Annotated in this window: 19 protein-coding genes and 2 tRNA genes; 11 read left to right on the forward strand and 10 right to left on the reverse strand. The window is 58.5% G+C overall.

From position 1 onward, the window contains the following. Window positions 1-66: 66 nt before the first annotated feature. From R1T46_RS19895 to hemA, 4 genes are read right to left on the reverse strand one after another with little or no spacing between them, the layout of a single operon-like run. Window positions 67-825, reverse strand: a complete 759-nt coding sequence (locus tag R1T46_RS19895) for a molybdopterin-synthase adenylyltransferase MoeB (protein WP_317306756.1) — start codon at window positions 823-825, stop codon at window positions 67-69. Beyond that, window positions 812-1,663, reverse strand: coding sequence for a peptide chain release factor N(5)-glutamine methyltransferase (gene prmC / locus R1T46_RS19900; protein WP_288354000.1), 852 nt, complete (start codon window positions 1,661-1,663; stop codon window positions 812-814). The genes R1T46_RS19895 and prmC overlap by 14 nt, the downstream gene beginning before the upstream one ends. Beyond that, a complete protein-coding gene (prfA, locus tag R1T46_RS19905; RefSeq protein WP_288354001.1) occupies window positions 1,656-2,741 on the reverse strand; it encodes a peptide chain release factor 1 in 1,086 nt (361 codons plus the stop codon). The genes prmC and prfA overlap by 8 nt, the downstream gene beginning before the upstream one ends. Then, window positions 2,738-4,027, reverse strand: a complete 1,290-nt coding sequence (gene hemA / locus R1T46_RS19910) for a glutamyl-tRNA reductase (RefSeq protein ID WP_091644357.1) — start codon at window positions 4,025-4,027, stop codon at window positions 2,738-2,740. Before hemA ends, prfA begins: the two co-directional genes overlap by 4 nt. 231 nt (window positions 4,028-4,258) lie before the next feature. On the opposite strand from hemA, the gene R1T46_RS19915 reads away from it, so the two are divergent. The 9 genes from R1T46_RS19915 (at window position 4,259) to R1T46_RS19955 (ending at window position 11,910) form a co-directional block, all read left to right on the forward strand. Continuing rightward, window positions 4,259-6,007, forward strand: a complete 1,749-nt coding sequence (locus R1T46_RS19915; protein WP_317306758.1) for a tetratricopeptide repeat protein — start codon at window positions 4,259-4,261, stop codon at window positions 6,005-6,007. Beyond that, the gene (gene lolB, locus R1T46_RS19920) at window positions 6,004-6,642 is read left to right on the forward strand and encodes a lipoprotein insertase outer membrane protein LolB (RefSeq protein ID WP_036204017.1); all 639 of its coding nucleotides are present in this window, start codon (window positions 6,004-6,006) and stop codon (window positions 6,640-6,642) included. The genes R1T46_RS19915 and lolB overlap by 4 nt, the downstream gene beginning before the upstream one ends. Further along, complete coding sequence (gene ispE, locus R1T46_RS19925; RefSeq protein WP_213479486.1) at window positions 6,639-7,496, forward strand: 4-(cytidine 5'-diphospho)-2-C-methyl-D-erythritol kinase; 858 nt, start codon at window positions 6,639-6,641, stop codon at window positions 7,494-7,496. Before lolB ends, ispE begins: the two co-directional genes overlap by 4 nt. A 19-nt stretch (window positions 7,497-7,515) precedes the next feature. Further along, window positions 7,516-7,590: transfer RNA gene (locus R1T46_RS19930), tRNA-Gln, on the forward strand. Window positions 7,591-7,642: 52 nt separating this feature from the next. Further along, complete coding sequence (locus R1T46_RS19935) at window positions 7,643-8,593, forward strand: ribose-phosphate diphosphokinase (protein ID WP_036205696.1); 951 nt, start codon at window positions 7,643-7,645, stop codon at window positions 8,591-8,593. A 155-nt stretch (window positions 8,594-8,748) separates the two neighbouring features. Beyond that, on the forward strand, window positions 8,749-9,402 hold the full coding sequence (locus R1T46_RS19940) for a 50S ribosomal protein L25/general stress protein Ctc (protein ID WP_036205694.1): 654 nt from the start codon (window positions 8,749-8,751) through the stop codon (window positions 9,400-9,402). 30 nt (window positions 9,403-9,432) lie between these two features. Continuing rightward, window positions 9,433-10,020: an aminoacyl-tRNA hydrolase gene (gene pth, locus R1T46_RS19945; protein WP_041333474.1), complete on the forward strand. Its 588-nt coding sequence runs from the start codon at window positions 9,433-9,435 to the stop codon at window positions 10,018-10,020. Between the two features lie 36 nt (window positions 10,021-10,056). After that, a complete protein-coding gene (gene ychF / locus R1T46_RS19950) occupies window positions 10,057-11,148 on the forward strand; it encodes a redox-regulated ATPase YchF (protein WP_075196009.1) in 1,092 nt (363 codons plus the stop codon). A 21-nt stretch (window positions 11,149-11,169) separates the two neighbouring features. Then, window positions 11,170-11,910 carry a 4'-phosphopantetheinyl transferase gene (locus R1T46_RS19955; RefSeq protein ID WP_286810580.1) on the forward strand — a complete coding sequence of 247 codons (741 nt, stop codon included), beginning with the start codon at window positions 11,170-11,172 and terminating at the stop codon, window positions 11,908-11,910. 2 nt (window positions 11,911-11,912) lie between these two features. Here R1T46_RS19955 and fhuF read toward each other — a convergent pair whose 3' ends face one another. After that, window positions 11,913-12,683, reverse strand: a complete 771-nt coding sequence (gene fhuF, locus R1T46_RS19960) for a siderophore-iron reductase FhuF (protein ID WP_317306759.1) — start codon at window positions 12,681-12,683, stop codon at window positions 11,913-11,915. Between the two features lie 220 nt (window positions 12,684-12,903). Here fhuF and R1T46_RS19965 point away from each other — a divergent pair. Together R1T46_RS19965 and R1T46_RS19970 are read left to right on the forward strand one after the other, a co-directional pair. Further along, window positions 12,904-12,980, forward strand: a tRNA-Met gene (locus tag R1T46_RS19965). Between the two features lie 111 nt (window positions 12,981-13,091). Continuing rightward, window positions 13,092-13,517 carry a PACE efflux transporter gene (locus R1T46_RS19970; RefSeq protein ID WP_317306760.1) on the forward strand — a complete coding sequence of 142 codons (426 nt, stop codon included), beginning with the start codon at window positions 13,092-13,094 and terminating at the stop codon, window positions 13,515-13,517. On the opposite strand, the gene R1T46_RS19975 is transcribed toward R1T46_RS19970, so the two are convergent. From R1T46_RS19975 to oppB, 5 genes are read right to left on the reverse strand one after another with little or no spacing between them, the layout of a single operon-like run. Beyond that, window positions 13,510-14,211, reverse strand: coding sequence for a transporter substrate-binding domain-containing protein (locus tag R1T46_RS19975; RefSeq protein WP_317306761.1), 702 nt, complete (start codon window positions 14,209-14,211; stop codon window positions 13,510-13,512). The genes R1T46_RS19970 and R1T46_RS19975 overlap by 8 nt on opposite strands. 42 nt (window positions 14,212-14,253) lie before the next feature. Further along, window positions 14,254-15,264, reverse strand: coding sequence for an oligopeptide/dipeptide ABC transporter ATP-binding protein (locus R1T46_RS19980; RefSeq protein WP_317306762.1), 1,011 nt, complete (start codon window positions 15,262-15,264; stop codon window positions 14,254-14,256). Further along, complete coding sequence (locus tag R1T46_RS19985; protein ID WP_036203948.1) at window positions 15,261-16,229, reverse strand: oligopeptide/dipeptide ABC transporter ATP-binding protein; 969 nt, start codon at window positions 16,227-16,229, stop codon at window positions 15,261-15,263. The genes R1T46_RS19980 and R1T46_RS19985 overlap by 4 nt, the downstream gene beginning before the upstream one ends. Window positions 16,230-16,248: 19 nt before the next feature. Continuing rightward, window positions 16,249-17,181: an oligopeptide ABC transporter permease OppC gene (gene oppC, locus R1T46_RS19990; protein WP_087148987.1), complete on the reverse strand. Its 933-nt coding sequence runs from the start codon at window positions 17,179-17,181 to the stop codon at window positions 16,249-16,251. Beyond that, window positions 17,181-18,101, reverse strand: a complete 921-nt coding sequence (gene oppB, locus R1T46_RS19995; protein ID WP_036203943.1) for an oligopeptide ABC transporter permease OppB — start codon at window positions 18,099-18,101, stop codon at window positions 17,181-17,183. Before oppB ends, oppC begins: the two co-directional genes overlap by 1 nt. Between the last annotated feature and the right edge of the window lie 3 nt (window positions 18,102-18,104).

Genomic DNA, 18,104 nt, shown 5'->3' on the forward strand with positions numbered 1-18,104 from the left:
GTGTACGCTCGGCTCCGCCATCCATGGCTCCGCACGGTTTTGGCAGAACCTCCCCCCCACCCGGCCTTATGCTGACTCTCTGCTTTTGCAGACAGGACAACCTGGATCTCTGGCGAGTTTCATTTCCCGCCATTCCATTTGCCAGGCATCCAGAATGAGCAGACGGCCTATCAACGGTTTGCCGACACCGGTGATGACTTTTACGGCTTCCATTGCCTGGGAAGCGCCTATCATACCAACGAGGGGGCCGATAACACCGGCTTCTGAACAGGTGAGGTCTTCGTTGCCCTGCTCCGGGTAAAGGCAGTGATAGCAGGGACTGCTGTCATCGCGGACGTCATAAACCGACAGTTGCCCTTCCCCACGAATGGCTGCGCCAGATACCAGTGGGACGCGGGCAGCAACACACGCGCGGTTGAGGGCGAAGCGGGTATTGAAGTTGTCGGTGCAGTCGACCACCAGGGTCGCCGAGTTTACCTGCCGCTGAAGTTCATCGCCTTCCAGGCGTTCAGTAAGGGTTGTCACCGACACATCGGGGTTTATGCGCCTAACGCGGTCAGCCAGATGTTCGGCTTTGGATTCACCCAGGTCGGACTGTTCGAATGCGATCTGGCGCTGCAGATTGGCGATCTCGATCTGGTCGTCGTCGACCAGCGTCATGTGCCCAATCCCGGCGGCCCCGAGGTAGAGGGCTACTGGGCAACCCAAACCGCCAGCACCGACCACCAGCACTCTCGCGGACTTGAGCTTGGCCTGGCCTGCGATATCAAACCGGGGCATCAGGATCTGGCGACTGTAGCGCAGCAGTTCCTCATCGTTCAGCATCTTGTTTTCTCCCAAGGGTGAAGCGGTCACGCCGGCCGTAGTCCTGGCGGGTTTCCACACAGGTGAATCCCGCATCGGTAAAAAGCTGCCGCACAGCCGCTCCCTGTTCATAGCCGTGTTCCAGTATCAACCAGCCCCCAAGCGAGAGCCAAGCGGGGGCTTCGGCGGTTATCCGCCGGATATCGTCAAGGCCGTCATCGCCGGCCACCAGGGCCGACGCCGGCTCGAAGCGCACATCGCCCTCTCCCAGGTGGACATCATTCCCTGCGATGTACGGTGGATTGGAAACGATGAGATCAAAAGCAACTGATGGTAAGTCCTCGAACCAGTTGCTTTGTCGCACCGTCACCGGCAGGCCCAACCGGTCGGCGTTGTCGGTTGCGAGAGCCACAGCTTTCCGGACGGCGTCGCAGGCGGAAACCCGCCAGCCGGGTTGCTCGCTGGCCAAAGCCAGTGCGATGGCACCCGTGCCGGTACCAAGATCCAGCACATTGGCATTTCTCGGTAAATCCAGCGCCAGCGCTGCCTCCACCAGGCATTCAGTATCCGGGCGGGGAATCAGTGTGGATGGATTGACCTTCAGCGGGAGTGACCAGAATTCCTGTTCGCCCAGCAGGTGTGCAATCGGGTGGCCTTCACAGCGTCGTTCCACAAGGGTTCTGAAGCGGGCAACCAGGGCCGCGTCCACCTCACGCTCGGGCCAGGCCCGGAAAGTGGTTCGGGACCAACCCGTCACATAACCCAGTAGTAGCTCAGCATCGAGGCGCGGAGAATCACCGCCAATAAGCCCGGCAGCTTCTGTCAGCAACGCCTCACAGGCCAGGGGTTTGTCAATCATCAGCCAGGGAGGCCAACAGATCGGCCTGGTGTTCCTGCTGCAAAGGCATGATGACGGCATCAAGATCGCCGGAAATAACCTCATCCAGCTTGTACAGCGTCAGGTTGATGCGGTGGTCGGTCACCCGCCCCTGGGGGAAGTTATAGGTGCGGATTCGCTCTGAGCGATCGCCACTGCCCACCAGGCTCTTGCGGGTGGCCGCCATGGTTTTCTGCTGGCGTTCAATTTCCTCATTCTGGAGGCGCGATGCCAGGAAACTCATCGCTTTGGCCCGATTCTTGTGCTGGGAGCGTTCTTCCTGACACTCCACCACAATGCCCGAGGGAATATGGGTAATACGAATCGCCGAATCAGTCTTGTTGACGTGCTGACCACCGGCGCCAGAGGCTCGGAAGGTGTCCACCCGCAGGTCGGACTTGTTGATTTCAACGGCCTCGGTTTCATCCGCCTCCGGCATCACCGCCACCGTGCAGGCGGAGGTGTGAATTCGGCCCTGGGATTCGGTCTCCGGCACCCGCTGTACCCGGTGGGCACCGGATTCAAACTTGAGTGCCCCATAGACTGCACTACCAGCAATGCGGGCAATGATTTCCTTGTAGCCGCCATGCTCACCCTCATTGGCGCTGATAACCTCAACCTGCCAACGCTGGCGTTCGGCATAACGCATGTACATCTTGAACAGGTCACCGGCGAAAATCGCCGCCTCATCGCCCCCAGTGCCGGCACGAACCTCCAGGAATACGTTCTTGCCATCGTTGGGGTCCTTGGGCAGCATCAGGCGCTGGAGCTCTTCGTCCAGTTCCTCGCTCTTCTGTTCCGCCAGGCCCAACTCCTCTTCCGCCATGGCTCGCATGTCGGCGTCACCGTCGCGGGCCAGTTCGGTGGCTTCCTTAACATCGTCACGGGATTTCTGCCATGCCTGGAAGCAGTGAACGATGGGTTCAATCTCGGCAAATTCCCGGGACAGGTCGCGGAATTTATCCTGGTTGGCAATAGTACCCTGATCGCTCAGCAACGCGCTGACTTCCTCGAAGCGGTCAACAAGCTGCTCGAGGCGGGACTGAATCGATGACTTCATAGTTTTTCCGGGGTGATGGGCGCGTCGGCATCCAGCACATCAAGCTGATGCAGCTCTCTGAGCCATTGAGTGACTTCGGTTCTGCCCTCCGTGGTGGCCTTGCGGACCTGGATGGACGGCTCGTGCAGTAATTTGTTGGTCAACCCCCGGGCCATGCTTCGCATCACGGTTTCGGGGTCTGCGCCATTACGCAGGGCGCGGATGGCCTTTTCGGTCTCCCCGTCTCTCAGGGCTTCGGCCCGCTGACGGAACTGCTTGAGGGTGGAGACAGCATCCAGGGCCCGTAGCTGGCTCAGGAACTGCTGTACGCCATCAGCAACCATGTTCTCGGCTTCCCGCGCGGCGCCCTCTCGGGAACGAACGTTCTCCTCGATAACCTGCCGCAAGTCGTCAACGGTATAGAGATAGACATCAGCCAGGGAACCCACCTCGGGTTCGATATCCCTGGGAACGGCGATATCCACCATGAAATAGGGGCGATGCTTGCGCTTTTTAAGCGCACGCTCCACGGCGCCCTTGCCAAGGATAGGCAACGGGCTGGCAGTGGAGGAAATGATGATGTCCACATTTGCCAGGTGTTCTGGAATGTCGGAGAGCATAATGCCCTGCCCGCCACGGGAGTCCGCCAGCGCCTGGGCACGTTCCAGGGTACGATTGGCAACCAGGAAATTTTTCACGCCAGCGTCGGCCAGATGCCTCGCGACCAGCTCAATGGTTTTGCCGGCGCCAATCAGCAAGGCCCGATTGCGGGACATATCCGCAAAGATGTGATGCGCCATGCTGACCGCAGCGTAGGCCACCGACACCGGGTTTTCGCCAATAGCAGTCTGCGTGCGCACCCGCTTGGCAACGGAGAACGTATGTTCGAACAGACGGGACAGGAACGCACCGCTCGCCTCATGCTCGCGAGCGAGGGCATAGGCGTCCTTGAGCTGGCCGAGAATTTGCGGCTCTCCAAGCACCATGGAGTCCAGCCCCGACGCAACCCGCATGATGTGGCGCACGGCGTCTGAGTCCCGATGTACGTAGAGCACGTCTTCCAGGTCTGCCGCCTCCATGTCATGAAACCCCGCCAACCACTGCAATACCGCCGGGGCACAGTCGTCATCTCCGGCCAGATACAGTTCGGTGCGGTTGCAGGTAGACAGGATCGCCGCCTCGCTGGCGCCGGAAGTGGCACGCAGTTCGGCAAACGCCTCGGCCATACGCTCGGGCGTGAACGCGACGCGCTCACGCAACTCTACCGGTGCGGTGCGATGATTGATTCCGAGGGTGACCAGTGCCATATCGGGGTTAGACTGCCTTATCTTTGACGACGGTTCGATACCGCCATTTTAACGATCGGGAGCCAGTGTCGCCACCCATAACCATCGTGATATCGGCAACTGCTGACAGGTTGGGCAATATCAAGCGCTTGTGCCATCATAGAGCCTTGTCGCACTACGCCACATCTGAGACCGCCGCCAGACCCTTCTCCGGCCGATCAGGTGCATCGTACACAGATCATGGGATGTTGCATGCATAAGTCTGCATTACTGCTTGGTACCTGCCTGCTTGGGCTTTCCCTGTCCGGCTGCGCTTTTCTTCAGGACAACCAGGAATCGCAATCCACCTCGTCGCCTGATGACGCCACTGCATCATCCGCGGAACCGTCACCGGACATCCGTTATGCCGATTTTGAGCCGGAAGAACTGTACCTGCTGCTCTCCGGCGAGATAGCCGCCCAGCGGGGTCGATTTGACGTCACGCTTGTCAATTACATGAAGGCGGCACAGCAATCCCGCGACCTGGGCGTGATTGAGCGGACCATGCGCATTGCCCAGTCACTGAACGCCGATAACGCGCAGCAACAATTGGCGGCGCTGTGGCTGGAGGTAGCTCCGGACAACATGCAGGCACATCGTATCTCCGCCATCCAGGCTGTAAAAAAGAACGAACTGGAGACCGCCCTGAGCCATATGGAACAGATCATGGATCTGGGCGGCGACGCGGATTTTGACAGCCTGGCCGCGATGGCCGGCAACCTGCCGCCGGAACAACAGCAGGAACTGCTCGACCTATACCAGAAACTGGAGCAGCGCCACCCTGACAACCCGGAACTGCAATACAGCATTTCCCTTCTACTGAAGGTAACGGGCGAGCCCCAGCAAGCCCTCGCCAAACTGGAGCCCCTTCTGGACAGCAAGCCGGATTTCCAGCCGGCACTGATACTCAAGGGCGACCTGCTCTACCAGACCGACCAGAAACAACAGGCCCTGGATCATCTGAGGGCGAATACACGGCAATTCCCAGACAATCGCCAGATGGGAACCCTCTATGGCCGCATGCTGATCGGTGAAGGCGAACTGCAAACCGCCCAGAACGAATTCCGACGGCTGGTCAAACGCTTCCCCGACGTTCCCGGACTGCGACTCTCCCACGCCCTGGTCGCACTTGAAAACGATCAGATCGCACTGGCCGAGGAAGAGCTGACACGCCTGATCGAACAAGGCCATCATAGTGATGAGGCTCATTACTACCTCGGGCGGATTGCCGATGAGGAAGACGAAAACGAGCAGGCCATCGGCTACTACAGAAATGTCGAGAAAGGTAACTATTATTTCCCGGCCCTGGCCCGTGCCAGTGAACTCATGGCGGAACAGGGAGAGCTGGACGAAGCCCTGGCCGACATTCGCGAGATCCGGAACAATAACCCTGAACAGGAAGAGAATTTCCGCCTGCTGGAAATCAACCTCCTGCTGGATAGGGACCATGATGAGCGAGCTCTCCAGGCGGCCAATGAAGCTTTGGAATCTTTCCCTGGCAATGTCCGCATTCGCTACGCCCGTGCCATGCTGCTCGACTCCATGGATAAGCCAGAGCAGGCCGAAGCCGATCTGAGAACAATCATCGAGGAACAGCCCGACAACGCCGTGGCACTCAACGCGCTGGGTTATATCCTTACCACCCGCACGGACCGACTCGATGAAGCCAGGGACTATATTGAGAGAGCCCTGGCCATCGATCCGGAGAACCCTGCCATACTCGATAGCATGGGCTGGGTACTGTATCTGCAGGGCAACACCGACGAGTCACTGAGCTATCTGTCACGTGCCTGGGAGGCCTACGCTGACCCGGAAGTAGCCGCTCATTACGGCGAAGCGCTCTGGCAAACCGGCAATCAGGAACAGGCCCGCTCGATCTGGAGAGAAGGCTTCGAGCAGGACCCGGACCACCCGATACTGACTGAAACTGTTGAAAGGCTGACCGGGGAGCCGTCCCTGTGAAATTATCGGTTATCGCGCTGACGTTCGCCGCCCTGGTTCTGAGCGGCTGTAGCTCACTGACAGTTGAACCACTTCCCGAAGGCCTGACTGAACAGCCACCGGCCGACTGGCGCAAGACCAGTGCCCGACTTGACCAGCTTCAGCACTGGGAACTGACCGGCAAACTCGCCGTTCGCCAGCCCTCGGACAGCGGCACCGCCGTCATCAACTACTGGAAACAGGACCGGGAAACGTACGAACTGGCGCTGTCATCATCGTTCCTCGGTATGGGCCGCACTACCCTTGAAGGCGTTCCCGGGTTCATCGAACTCACACTTCCCAACGGCGAGCGCTACCAGTCCGGCGACCCGGAGTCCCTGGTCAACGCCGCCACCGGCTGGCTGCTCCCCATTGACAGCCTGGCCTGGTGGATACGGGGCCTGCCCGGCCCTGACGGGGACTTCCGGCTGTTCTTCGACGACAAGGGTCAACTGGCCGTCATACGCCAACTGGGCTGGGAGATCCGCTACGACCGCTGGCAAGCATTCATAGAGGGCTACCCTCATCTGCCCGCCCGTATCACGGCGGTCAAGGGCGAGAAGCGCGTGAGGGTGGTGGTTACCAGCTGGAACCAGACCGATGGAGACAGCCGGTGAACAGCCTGGTTCTGCCCTCCCCGGCAAAACTGAACCTCTTCCTGCATATTCTCGGGCGTCGACCGGATGGCTACCATGAACTGCAAACCCTGTTTCAGTTTCTGAATTATGGCGACACCCTGACCCTGACCGCACGCACCGATGGCAGAATCGTCCTTGAGCAATCCCTGCCCGGGGTGCCCGACGAGGAAAACCTGATTGTCCGTGCTGCGCGACAACTGGCGGCAACCGCAGGTCATACGACTCCCGGTGTCAGTATTGCAGTCGACAAGCAGTTGCCCATGGGCGGTGGCCTGGGTGGTGGCAGCTCCAATGCCGCCACCACACTGGTGGGGCTGAACCGCCTGTGGGGCCTGAACCGCTCCCTGGACGAGTTGGCTGAACTGGGCCTGTCCCTGGGTGCCGATGTGCCCGTATTCGTTCGCGGACATGCAGCCTGGGGCGAAGGCGTGGGCGAACGACTCACCGACGCCAACCCACCAGAAGACTGGTTTCTGGTTATAAAACCACCTTGCGATATAAGCACCAAAGAGATTTTTTCCGAGCAAGGGTTGACAAGGGATACCCCCGGAATCAAAATAGCGCCCGCTTTTGAGGGAGACGCCTCGAGGTACCGAAACGACTGTGAGGATGTAGTTCGAAGACTGTATCCTGAGGTTCATCAAAGCCTGGAGTGGCTTGCACAATTCGGACCTGCAAGATTAACCGGAACCGGGGCTTGCATATTTGGACGTTTCCCGACAGAATCCGCAGCCCGGATTATCTGGGAAAGCAAACCCTCCGGCATCACGGGGTTCGTAGCTCAAGGGGTGAACATTTCACCACTTCACAAAAAGCTGACAGAGCTGAAATGATGCCAAAAAAGCACGATACTGGGGTGTCGCCAAGTGGTAAGGCAACGGGTTTTGATCCCGTCATGCGCAGGTTCGAATCCTGCCACCCCAGCCACCTTTCTCCCGCTTCTTCTGAATCAAACGCCGATACCGAGAAGGATGCCGTCGTGTCCAAACTGATGATTTTTACTGGCAACGCCAACCCGGAGCTTGCCAAGGCCATCGCCCAGAAACTTCACATTCCCATGGGCCAGGCCACCGTTGGAACCTTCAGCGATGGTGAAACCACCGTTGAAATCAACGAAAATGTTCGCGGGCATGATGTCTTCATCATTCAGCCCACCTGCAACCCCACCAACGATAACCTGATGGAACTGATCGTGATGGCCGACGCACTGCGCCGTGCATCTGCCACCCGGGTTACCGCGGTTATCCCCTACTATGGCTATGCCCGCCAGGATCGCCGTGTTCGCTCCACCCGTGTTGCCATTAGTGCCAAAGTGGTTGCAGATATGATTTCCAGCATCGGCGTTGACAGGGTCCTGACCGTTGACCTCCACGCCGACCAGATCCAGGGCTTCTTCGACATTCCGGTGGACAATATCTACGCCACCCCGGTCATGCTTGAGGATATCGAGAAGCAGCGCTTTGAGAACTTCGTAGTGGTATCTCCTGACGTTGGCGGCGTTGTTCGTGCCCGCGCCGTTGCCAAGCGACTGGACGATGCCGACCTCGCCATCATCGACAAGCGCCGTCCCAAGGCCAACGTGTCGCAGGTCATGCACATCATCGGTGATGTAAAGGACAAGACCTGTATCCTGGTGGACGACATCATCGACACCGCCGGCACGCTTTGCAAAGCCGCCAACGCTCTTAAGGAGCATGGTGCCGCCAGCGTGGTCGCCTACATCACCCACCCCGTCCTTTCAGGCCCGGCTGTTGACAACCTCAACGCCTCCGAATTGGACGAACTGGTTGTCTGCGACACCATCCCACTGGGTGACAAAGCGCGTAATTGTGATAAGATCCGCATCCTCACTATGGCTGGGCTGCTTGCGGAATCCATTCGTCGCGTCAGCAACGAAGAGTCCATCAGCGCGATGTTTGAGAACGCCTGATCAGCTAACCACCTGATTTAGTGAAAAGAATCCAGACCGGGAGCCCAGTGGGCTCCCGGTCTGTTTAGTCCGCCGGAAAACAGCCGGCATATCGAAAATATCACCGGTTCAGGACCTGGTCGCGGGCCGCTCTGGTGAAAATTGAGGTTATAACCATGTCTCAGGAATTTCTTATCGAAGCATTTCCTCGTGGCGATCAGGGGAGAGGTGCGAGCCGCCGCCTGCGTCGTGAGGAGCGTAAAATTCCGGCCATCATTTATGGCGGGAAGAAAGAAGCCGTTTCGATTTCCATCTGGCACAACGAGCTGAAAAAAGCTCTGGAAAACGAAGCCTTCTTCTCACACATTCTGACCATCGAACTGGAAGGCAAGAAAGAAAGCGTGATCCTGAAGGATCTGCAGCGTCACCCGTACAAGCCGCTGCTGACCCACGCTGACTTCCTGCGCGTTGACAAGGATCACGAAATCCACGTTAACGTACCGCTGCACTTCCTGAACGAAGAAACTGCACCGGCCATCAAGCTCCAGGGCGGCGTTGCCAACCACCAGATCAACGAAGTAGAAGTGATCTGTCTGCCGCAGAACCTGCCTGAGTTCCTCGAAGTCGACATGACTGCCGTGGAGATGGACCAGGTTGTTCACCTGAGCGACCTCAAACTGCCGAAAGGCGTTCGTATTGCGGCTCTGCTGCAGGGTGAAGACCACGACCTGCCCGTCGTTGCAATCCACAAGCCGCGCGCTGCCAAGACAGAAGATACTGACGAAGGCGAAGACGGCGAAGCGGGTGAAGAAGGCGAAGACAAGGAGTAATCGCTCCTGTACGAATGAGGGCAACGGCAGATGGCACAGGATATCCTCATGGTGGTGGGACTGGGTAACCCCGGCCCCGACTATGCGAATACCCGCCACAACGCCGGTGCCCTGTTCGTGGAAGCACTGGCCCGTGAAACGGGCCAGTCGCTCCGCCCCGAAAAGAAATACCACGGGCTCTACGCCCGAATTCAGCTTCAGGGTCTCGACCTGCACCTGCTGAACCCTTCCACGTATATGAACCGCAGTGGCCTCTCCATCAAGGCACTGGCGGACTTCTTCAAGATTCAGCCCCAACAGATTCTGGTTGCCCACGACGAGCTCGATCTGCCACCGGGTACCGCCAAGCTAAAAAAAGGCGGCGGCCATGGCGGACACAACGGCCTGCGGGACACCATTGCTCACCTCGGCACCAACGACTTCCAGCGCCTGCGCATCGGCATCGGCCACCCCGGCGACAGCCGCCAGGTCACAGGCTATGTTCTCGGCCGCCTGGGCAAACGGGAAACCGAAGAACTCAACGCCCTGATCGACGAAATCATTCGCGTACTGCCGGACGCTGCCAGCGGCAAACTTCCCGCTGCGATGAATCGCTTGCACAGCTTCAAACCGGTATAATCCGCCCAAATTTTCCAGCACCAGCAGAGGCATTCCATGGGATTTAACTGCGGCATCGTCGGCCTTCCCAACGTCGGCAAATCCACCCTGTTCAACGCACTGACCAAATCCGGTATTGGCGCGGAAAACTTCCCCTTCTGCACCATTGAGCCTAACGCCGGCGTCGTGGCCATGCCCGACCCCCGCCTCAACAAGCTCGCTGACATCGTAAAGCCGGAAAAGGTGGTGGCAACCACGATGGAGTTCGTGGATATCGCCGGCCTGGTAGAAGGTGCCTCGAAAGGCGAAGGCCTGGGCAACCAGTTCCTGGCCAACATCCGTCAGACCGACGCCATTGCCCATGTGGTGCGTTGCTTCGAGGACGACAACGTCATTCACGTCGCCAACAAGATTGACCCGGCGTCGGATATCGAAATCATCAACACAGAACTGGCCCTGGCTGATCTGGAAACCGTCGAGAAAGCCATCAAACGGGTTCAGCGAGTCGCAAAGAGCGGCGACAAAGAGGCCAAAGCTCAGCTTGAAGTCTTCGACACCCTGCTTCCCGTGCTGAACGAAGGCAAACCGGTTCGCAGCATGAATCTCGACAAAGAGAAGATGGCACTGATCCGCGAACTCTGCCTGCTCACCGTAAAGCCAACCATGTACATCGCCAACGTCAGCGAAGACGGGTTCGAGAATAACCCTCACCTGGACACCGTGAAAAAGATTGCGGAATCCGAGAACGCAGTTGTGGTGCCTATCTGCAACAAGATAGAAGCCGAAATCTCCGAACTGGAAGACGACGAAAAATCCATGTTCCTGGAAGAAATGGGCATGGACGAGCCTGGCCTGGACCGGGTCATTCGCGGCGGCTACGGCCTGCTGAACCTTCAGACCTACTTTACCGCAGGGGTGAAGGAAGTCCGCGCCTGGACGGTAAAAGTGGGCGCTACCGCACCACAGGCGGCAGGCGTGATCCATACCGACTTCGAACGCGGCTTCATCCGCGCCGAAGTGGTGAGCTACGATGACTTCGTCAAGTACAACGGTGAGGCCGGAGCCAAGGAAGCCGGCAAGTGGCGCCTTGAGGGCAAGGAATACATCGTCCAGGACGGCGACGTTGTCCACTTTCGGTTCAATGTCTGACCGCGCAGGAGCGTTCTGACGGTGAGCCTCGTGCCCGCATGCTGCAGTACCCCGGATGACCGGTGGCCCTGGCCGCAATCGTTGCCGGGGCTTGAGCTGATCAGCCTGGACTTTGACCCCGATAACCTCAAACCGGACGACTTCACGATCAGTGACATCGTCCCACCACCGTCGGTGGAAAGGGCTGTTGCCAAACGCCAGGCGGAATACCTGGCTGGCCGTTTCTGCGCCCGCGAAGGCTTGTTGCGCGCCACGGGGCAACCGGTGGTGCCAGCCCTCGGCGATGACCGGGCGCCGGTATGGCCAACTGGCTGCGTGGGCTCGATCACCCACACCCGGGGTTGGGCTGCGGCGGTTATCGGCCAGCAACAGGATTACGCCGGAGTTGGCCTGGACGCGGAAGTCATCATGCCCGATGAACGCGCCCTGCCGCTTTGCCGGCAAATATTGACGCCTTCTGAGCAGGAACGATTCAGCGCCGAGCTAACCAGTCAGGCGGGTTTTTTTATTACCCTGGCATTCTGCCTCAAGGAAACGCTCTTCAAAGCACTCTACCCCCTTGTTCAACAGCGATTCTACTTTGAACACGCAGAAGTTCTGTCCTGGCACCCCGACGGCAGCGCCCGATTGCGCCTGCTCAAAACACTGTCACAGGAATGGACATCGCACACTGAACTGGACGCATGGTTTATCCGGGAAGAGCATCGGCTTGTCAGCCTGATAGTGGTTCCGGCCTACGGACATTCTGCTTCCGGCGCGTAGCGTCAGACGCTATAAGCAAGACTTTCAGGCAGCTTTGCCCCTTTGGGTGGCCGATCAATATGGGGGCAATTCTCACACAGCTCCAACCCTGGCAAGCGGTACCGTATACAGCATTGTCGACGCTGCCGTAACGGAGAGGGGCCCACGTTACGGGGAATATACCGCACGGGACGGTACATCGGGTTTCGCTTTCCGTCTGGGCGGTACTCGGATTCTATAAGCCGCCTTCCATCTTCCAGGCAGGCCGACGGCACACCCATTTGTTTCAACGCCCCTACCAGCCATTCAATGTAATTCGCAGCATTATTCCAGAGCACCTTGCCAGACAGTTTAACCTGGCGACTCCACCCCACGACTAATGGCTCGAAATTCTCCTCCAGGAGCTCTCCAAAACGCTCAAACGGGCTCGCTGGCACCCGCTCAAAGGGGCGACCTTCATCGGGAATACGAAAAGCCTCAGGAAGACCATCGCAACCCATAATAATCTCAAGTGTGTCGAGCCCGACCGGCAATTCCCGATCCAACACGAGGTTGGCCGTTATGGTCGGAATAACGAGCTTTGCAAAATAGGTACGCGACCATTGGGAAAGCAGTGCGCGGTCATCGTCACCGGGTTGGGTACGACGATAACACTCCAGCAACCACGACAAGCCATCCTCCGTAACCAGGTCCCGCGCCGGTGTAGCGGGGCGCGTATCGTCGGGCAACACCAGGATCGTCCGGTAGTACTCAAAGTCACCAACAAACAGCGGCGCAAGTGCGGGAATGGTCATGGATAAAACAACGAAAGTGGTTAAATGGCCGGAATGGCACGCTGATACGAGCGGACATATAATGATAATAATTATCATTATATGTTTTTTTGGTTCCCGAACAAGAGGCAACCATCGCAATCCAAGATATCCGAGCACACAAAACCTAAAAGAGGGTTGACAGTACCGGGTAAAATCCAGAAAATACGCGCCTCGTTTGGAGCTCATCCAGAACGAATTTGGCAAGGTAGCTCAGTTGGTTAGAGCACGGCACTCATAATGCCGGGGTCGGCGGTTCGACTCCGCCCCTTGCTACCAGAATTTAAAAGGTCGCGACTCACGTCGTGACCTTTTTTCGTTTCGGGGACGCCCCCGCCCTTCCCGGGAATTGAACGCGGGACGACCCGCCTCCATTGTTCCTGAATTTCCATGAGAACCACTAAAGACAGAATCCGTCAGGCCGTCTCGTTCGAGATCATCGGCCTGCTTATCGCCATCCCATTAGCCGCATTTGTGTTTGGCTTCGAGCTCGACAAAACCAGCGTCCTGGCTGCCATAGGTGCAACCATGGCAACCGGCTGGAACTACCTCTTCAATCTCATGTTCGATCACGGCCTGAAACGGCTTACCGGCTCTACTCGTAAGTCACTGAAGATGCGGTTATTTCATGCGCTCAGCTTTGAACTGGGCCTGATGATAACCTTCCTTCCGGTCATCGCCTGGTGGATGGGCATTGGGCTGGTTGAGGCACTGATCGTCGACATCGCCTTCGTGGTCTTTTATCTGGTGTATGCGTTCGTTTTCACCTGGTGCTACGACACGGTGTTTCCTGACAACGACGCCAGTCTCAGTTGAGATCGTTTCGATACCGGCACCATCGAATGGCCTGGCGCAGCTCTTCCGTCAACCGGCCATTCCCGTGCTCATGGGAAACATAAAGGGACAGATCTACCCAGGCTGCCCGTCGCACAAAGTAATCGCCCTCATAATCGGCCATAAACGTGTCCACGAGCACCCAGGGAATGACCACAACATCTGCCCGGCCCAGCTTGAGCAGGTAGACTGCCTGGCGCCATTCGGATACGTGTAGAATCTTTGCGTTTTCGCCCTGGATCAGCTTATCCCCGACGAACCTCCTGACAAAGGCATAGGTGAGGCCAGCGGTTTGGCCGAGGGGAGGCATTTCTTCCAGAAACAGGTAGACGTACTCGGTCTGGAAGAGTCCCCCACCAAAGTCCGCGTAGCGGTCCCGTTCAGAGGTTTGAACCAGGGGAAAACCCACCGCAACACCGCCCATTCTCAGCTGGTAGAGCAGTTGCGCCAAAGGCATTTCAACGAACTGAAATTCCCCGGGGACCCGCTCGAACACGCATCGGTAGAACGCGGAAAAGCGCCCCTCCAGCGCTCCCTCCGTGACCGTTATTTCCCGCTCTATTCCAGCAACAATCCCGACGCGCACTGGTTCCTGTGCACACAAAAGGTTCAAGGGCATCGTGATCGCGAGGAGAGCGATCAGTAGGGGCTGATAGCGCGCAGACTTCCTGTCCATAAGAGTGACTCGTCAACACGGAGATCCATTCACTCCACAAGCTTAGTTCAATTCTTCATCCCGCTCCACGTAGTGACACGCCACCCAATGCCCTGCCCCGGTCTTATCCTCCAGAACGGGTATCTCTCTACCACAATACTCAGTGGCCAGCGGGCATCGCGTGCGGAACACACAGCCGCTAGGGGGATTCATCGGGGACGGCAGGTCGCCCTCCAGTTCGGCCGGAGGCTTGGCCCGCGCCCTCTCCGGGTCAGGAATCGGCACCGCGGCCATCAGGGCCTGAGTGTAAGGATGCCGGGGGTTGGCGAACAGTTCAGCACGGGAGGCGTTTTCGGCCACATTGCCCAGGTACAGCACCATCACCCGGTCGCTGATGTGTTTGACCACGCTCAGGTCGTGAGCGATGAAGATCAGTGAAAGCCCCATGTCCCGCTGCAAGCTTTTCAACAGGTTGATGACTTGGGCCTGTACGGAGACATCCAGCGCAGACACCGGTTCGTCACAGATGATCAGTTTCGGCTCCAGAATCAACGCCCGGGCGATGCCCACCCGCTGGCACTGGCCGCCTGAAAATTCATGGGGGTAGCGGTTTTTCTGGTGAGGGTGCAGGCCAACGCGATCCATGATGGCATCCACTTTCTCCCTTAGCTCGGCGCCCTTGATATCCGGGTAGTGGGTACGCAGGGGCTCAGCAATGATGTCGCCGACGGTCATTCGTGGCGACAGAGAGGCAAGCGGATCCTGGAACACCATCTGCAGGCGTTGGCGACGCTTGCGCAGTTGTTTCAGGTTGAGCCCCCGCAGGTCCTCGCCCAACCACCCCACCTTTCCCGCCTGGCTGGGCACCATGCCCATGATGGCCCTTGCCAGGGTGGACTTGCCGCAGCCGGACTCTCCCACGATGCCGAGGGTTTCGCCCTCGTTGAGGGTGAAGCTGACGTTGTTCACCGCTTTTAGTGGCTGCGGCCGAGTCCAGGGCCAGGCGTTGCGAGGCATGATGTCGAAGGTAACCCGCAGGTTTTCCACCGTCAGCAGGCGCTGTTGTTCGCTCATCGAATCGCCTCCCTTGGCAGGTTGCATACACGAATCCGCTCTGCCCCGAATCGCTCCGGTGGGTCGAGTTCGTGATAGCAGCGCGGCTCCGCCACGGGGCAACGGTCGCAGAATGGACAGCCCGGCGGCAGGTTCATCAGGTTGGGCGGGTTGCCGGGGATGGTGACCAGTTCATCCATCTGCTCATCAATACGCGGAATGGCGCCCATCAGGCCTTTGGTATAGGGATGGGAGGGATCCCGGAACAGGTCCCGGGTGGCAGCAAACTCCATCATCTGGCCGCCGTACATCACCAATGTCTGGTCGCAGCTGCCGGCCACTACGCCCAGGTCGTGGGTGATCAGGATAATCGCGGTATTGAATTCCTGTTGCAGCTCCTGCAACAGATCCATCACCTGAGCCTGTACCGTAACATCCAGGGCAGTCGTGGGTTCGTCCGCAATCAGCAGGCGCGGCCGGCACAACAGGGACATGGCGATCATGACCCGTTGACGCATGCCCCCGGAGAATTCATGGGGGTAACAATGAATTCGGTTGCGGGCCTCGGGGATACGAACCGCTTCCAGCATCTGCAGGGATTCCTGAAGAGCCTGTTTGCGGCTGATGCCTTTGTGTTGCACCAGCACTTCGATGAGCTGGTCGCTGACTTTCATGAACGGGTTCAGGGACGTCATCGGGTCCTGGAAAATCATGCCGATGCGGGCCGCACGGATCTGATTCATCCGCTTTTCCGGCAAGTTAAGCAGTGGCTCGCCTTCAAAGATCACCTCGCCATTGACCCGGGCGTTGTCCGGGAGCAGGCCCATCAGCGCAAATACCCCCTGGCTTTTACCCGCGCCGGACTCACCCACGATGCCCAGAGTCTGCCCAGCCTCCAACTGGTAGCTGAGCCCCCTCACTGCCTGCAAGGTGCCATCCGGTGTATCGAAGGCCACTTCGAGATTATTGACTTCCAGCATTGCCATAGATCGAGTTCCTGCCGGCTCAGCGGTCTTTAGGGTCAAGGGCATCCCGCAGCCCGTCGCCGAGAAAATTGAAACAGAACAGGGTGAGCACCAGCATCAGCATCGGGAAAATCAGGGTCCATGGCGCGGTCCACATGGCATCCGCGCCTTCGGAAATCAGCGCACCCCATGAGGTGTAGGGTTCCGACACCCCAAGCCCCAGGAACGAGATAAAGGATTCGAACAGGATCATCTCCGGCACCAGCAGGGTTGCATAAACAATCACCACGCCCAGCACATTGGGCACGATGTGGCGGAGCACGATCAGGAAGGGATGCACACCGACGGACATGGCGGCCTCAATGTACTCCTTGCGCTTCAGGCTCAGAGTCTGGCCCCGCACAATCCGGGCCATATTCAGCCAGCTCACCGCGCCGATGGCTACGAAAATGAGCAGTACATTGCGCCCGAACACCGCCATCAGAACGATCACCAGGAACATGAAGGGAAAGGCGCTGAGCACTTCGAGCGTCCGCATCATGATGGCGTCGGTACGGCCACCCACGTAACCGGAAATGGCCCCATAAAGCGTGCCGATGACCACCGCCGTCAGCGCTCCGAGAACGCCGACCATGAGGGAAATACGGCTGCCCTGCACAGTGCGTTGGTAGAGGTCCCGGCCGATGGGATCAAGACCGAAATAGTGCTGGCTCGCCAGGCTGGGCAAGCCATCTTCATCCAGGTTTGGCAAACTGGCCCAGTCGATGGACTCGTTATCCCAGGGTGACAGGTACTGGCCGAAGGCCGCGAACAACAGCAACAGTGCCAGCACGACCAGGCTAGCCACCGCCGCACGGTGGTTCATAAAACGCCGTCGCGCGTCACGCCACAGGCTGCGGCCTTCGGTGTAGGCGTCTTCCGCAAGGGTGTCCGCCAGTTCGCCCATGCCCGCATGTTTGTCGGAGAAAAACATCAGTAACGCACCCTCGGGTCCAGCCAGGTATAGAGAATATCCACCGCCGCGTTAAAGACGATGGTCAGTACGCCCACCAGAATGGTGACCCCGAGAATCAGTGAGTAGTCCCGGTTGATGGCACCGTTGACGAAGTGCTGGCCAATACCGCCCGTGGAAAATACCTGATCAATGATCACCGAACCGGTGATGATGCCCACGAAAGCCGGCCCAAGGTACGACACCACCGGAATCAACGCGGGCTTGAGGGCATGGCGCAATACGATCTTGTGGCGGGGAATGCCCTTGGCCCGGGCGGTGCGGATGAACGGACTGCGCAGGGTCTCTATCATGCTGCTGCGGGTAATCCGCGCCACCTGCGCAATGTAGGACGTCGCCATGGCGATGATGGGCAGCACGATGTATTCCACCTGACCGCCTTCCCAGCCGCCGGCAGGCAACCAGCGCAACGTGACGGCAAACAGCAGCACCAGCAACGGCGCCATCACGAAATTGGGGAACACCACCCCGGTCATGGCGGCGGTCATCACCGTATAGTCCGGCCAACGGTTCTGTTTCAGGGCCGCAACCACCCCCAACCCCACCCCGAACACAACCACGAACAGGAAGGACCAGGCACCGATGTAGGCGGACCGGGGAAAGCTGGATTCGATCAGCTCATTGACCGTGAAATCCTTATAACGGAACGAGGGCCCCAGGTCGCCCTGGGCGACGTTGCCCACGTAGATGAGGTACTGCTGCCACAGGGGCTTATCCAGGTTGTATTTGGCCTCGATGTTTTCCATCACCGCTTCCGGCACATTACGCTCGTTGGTAAACGGGCCGCCAGGTGCCGCGTGCATCAGCACGAACGAGACAGTGATCAACGCCAGAATGGTTGGTACCGCTACCGCCAGACGCCTGATGATAAAACTGAACATGGC

This window comes from Marinobacter salarius, assembly GCF_032922745.1.
GTDB lineage: Bacteria > Pseudomonadota > Gammaproteobacteria > Pseudomonadales > Oleiphilaceae > Marinobacter.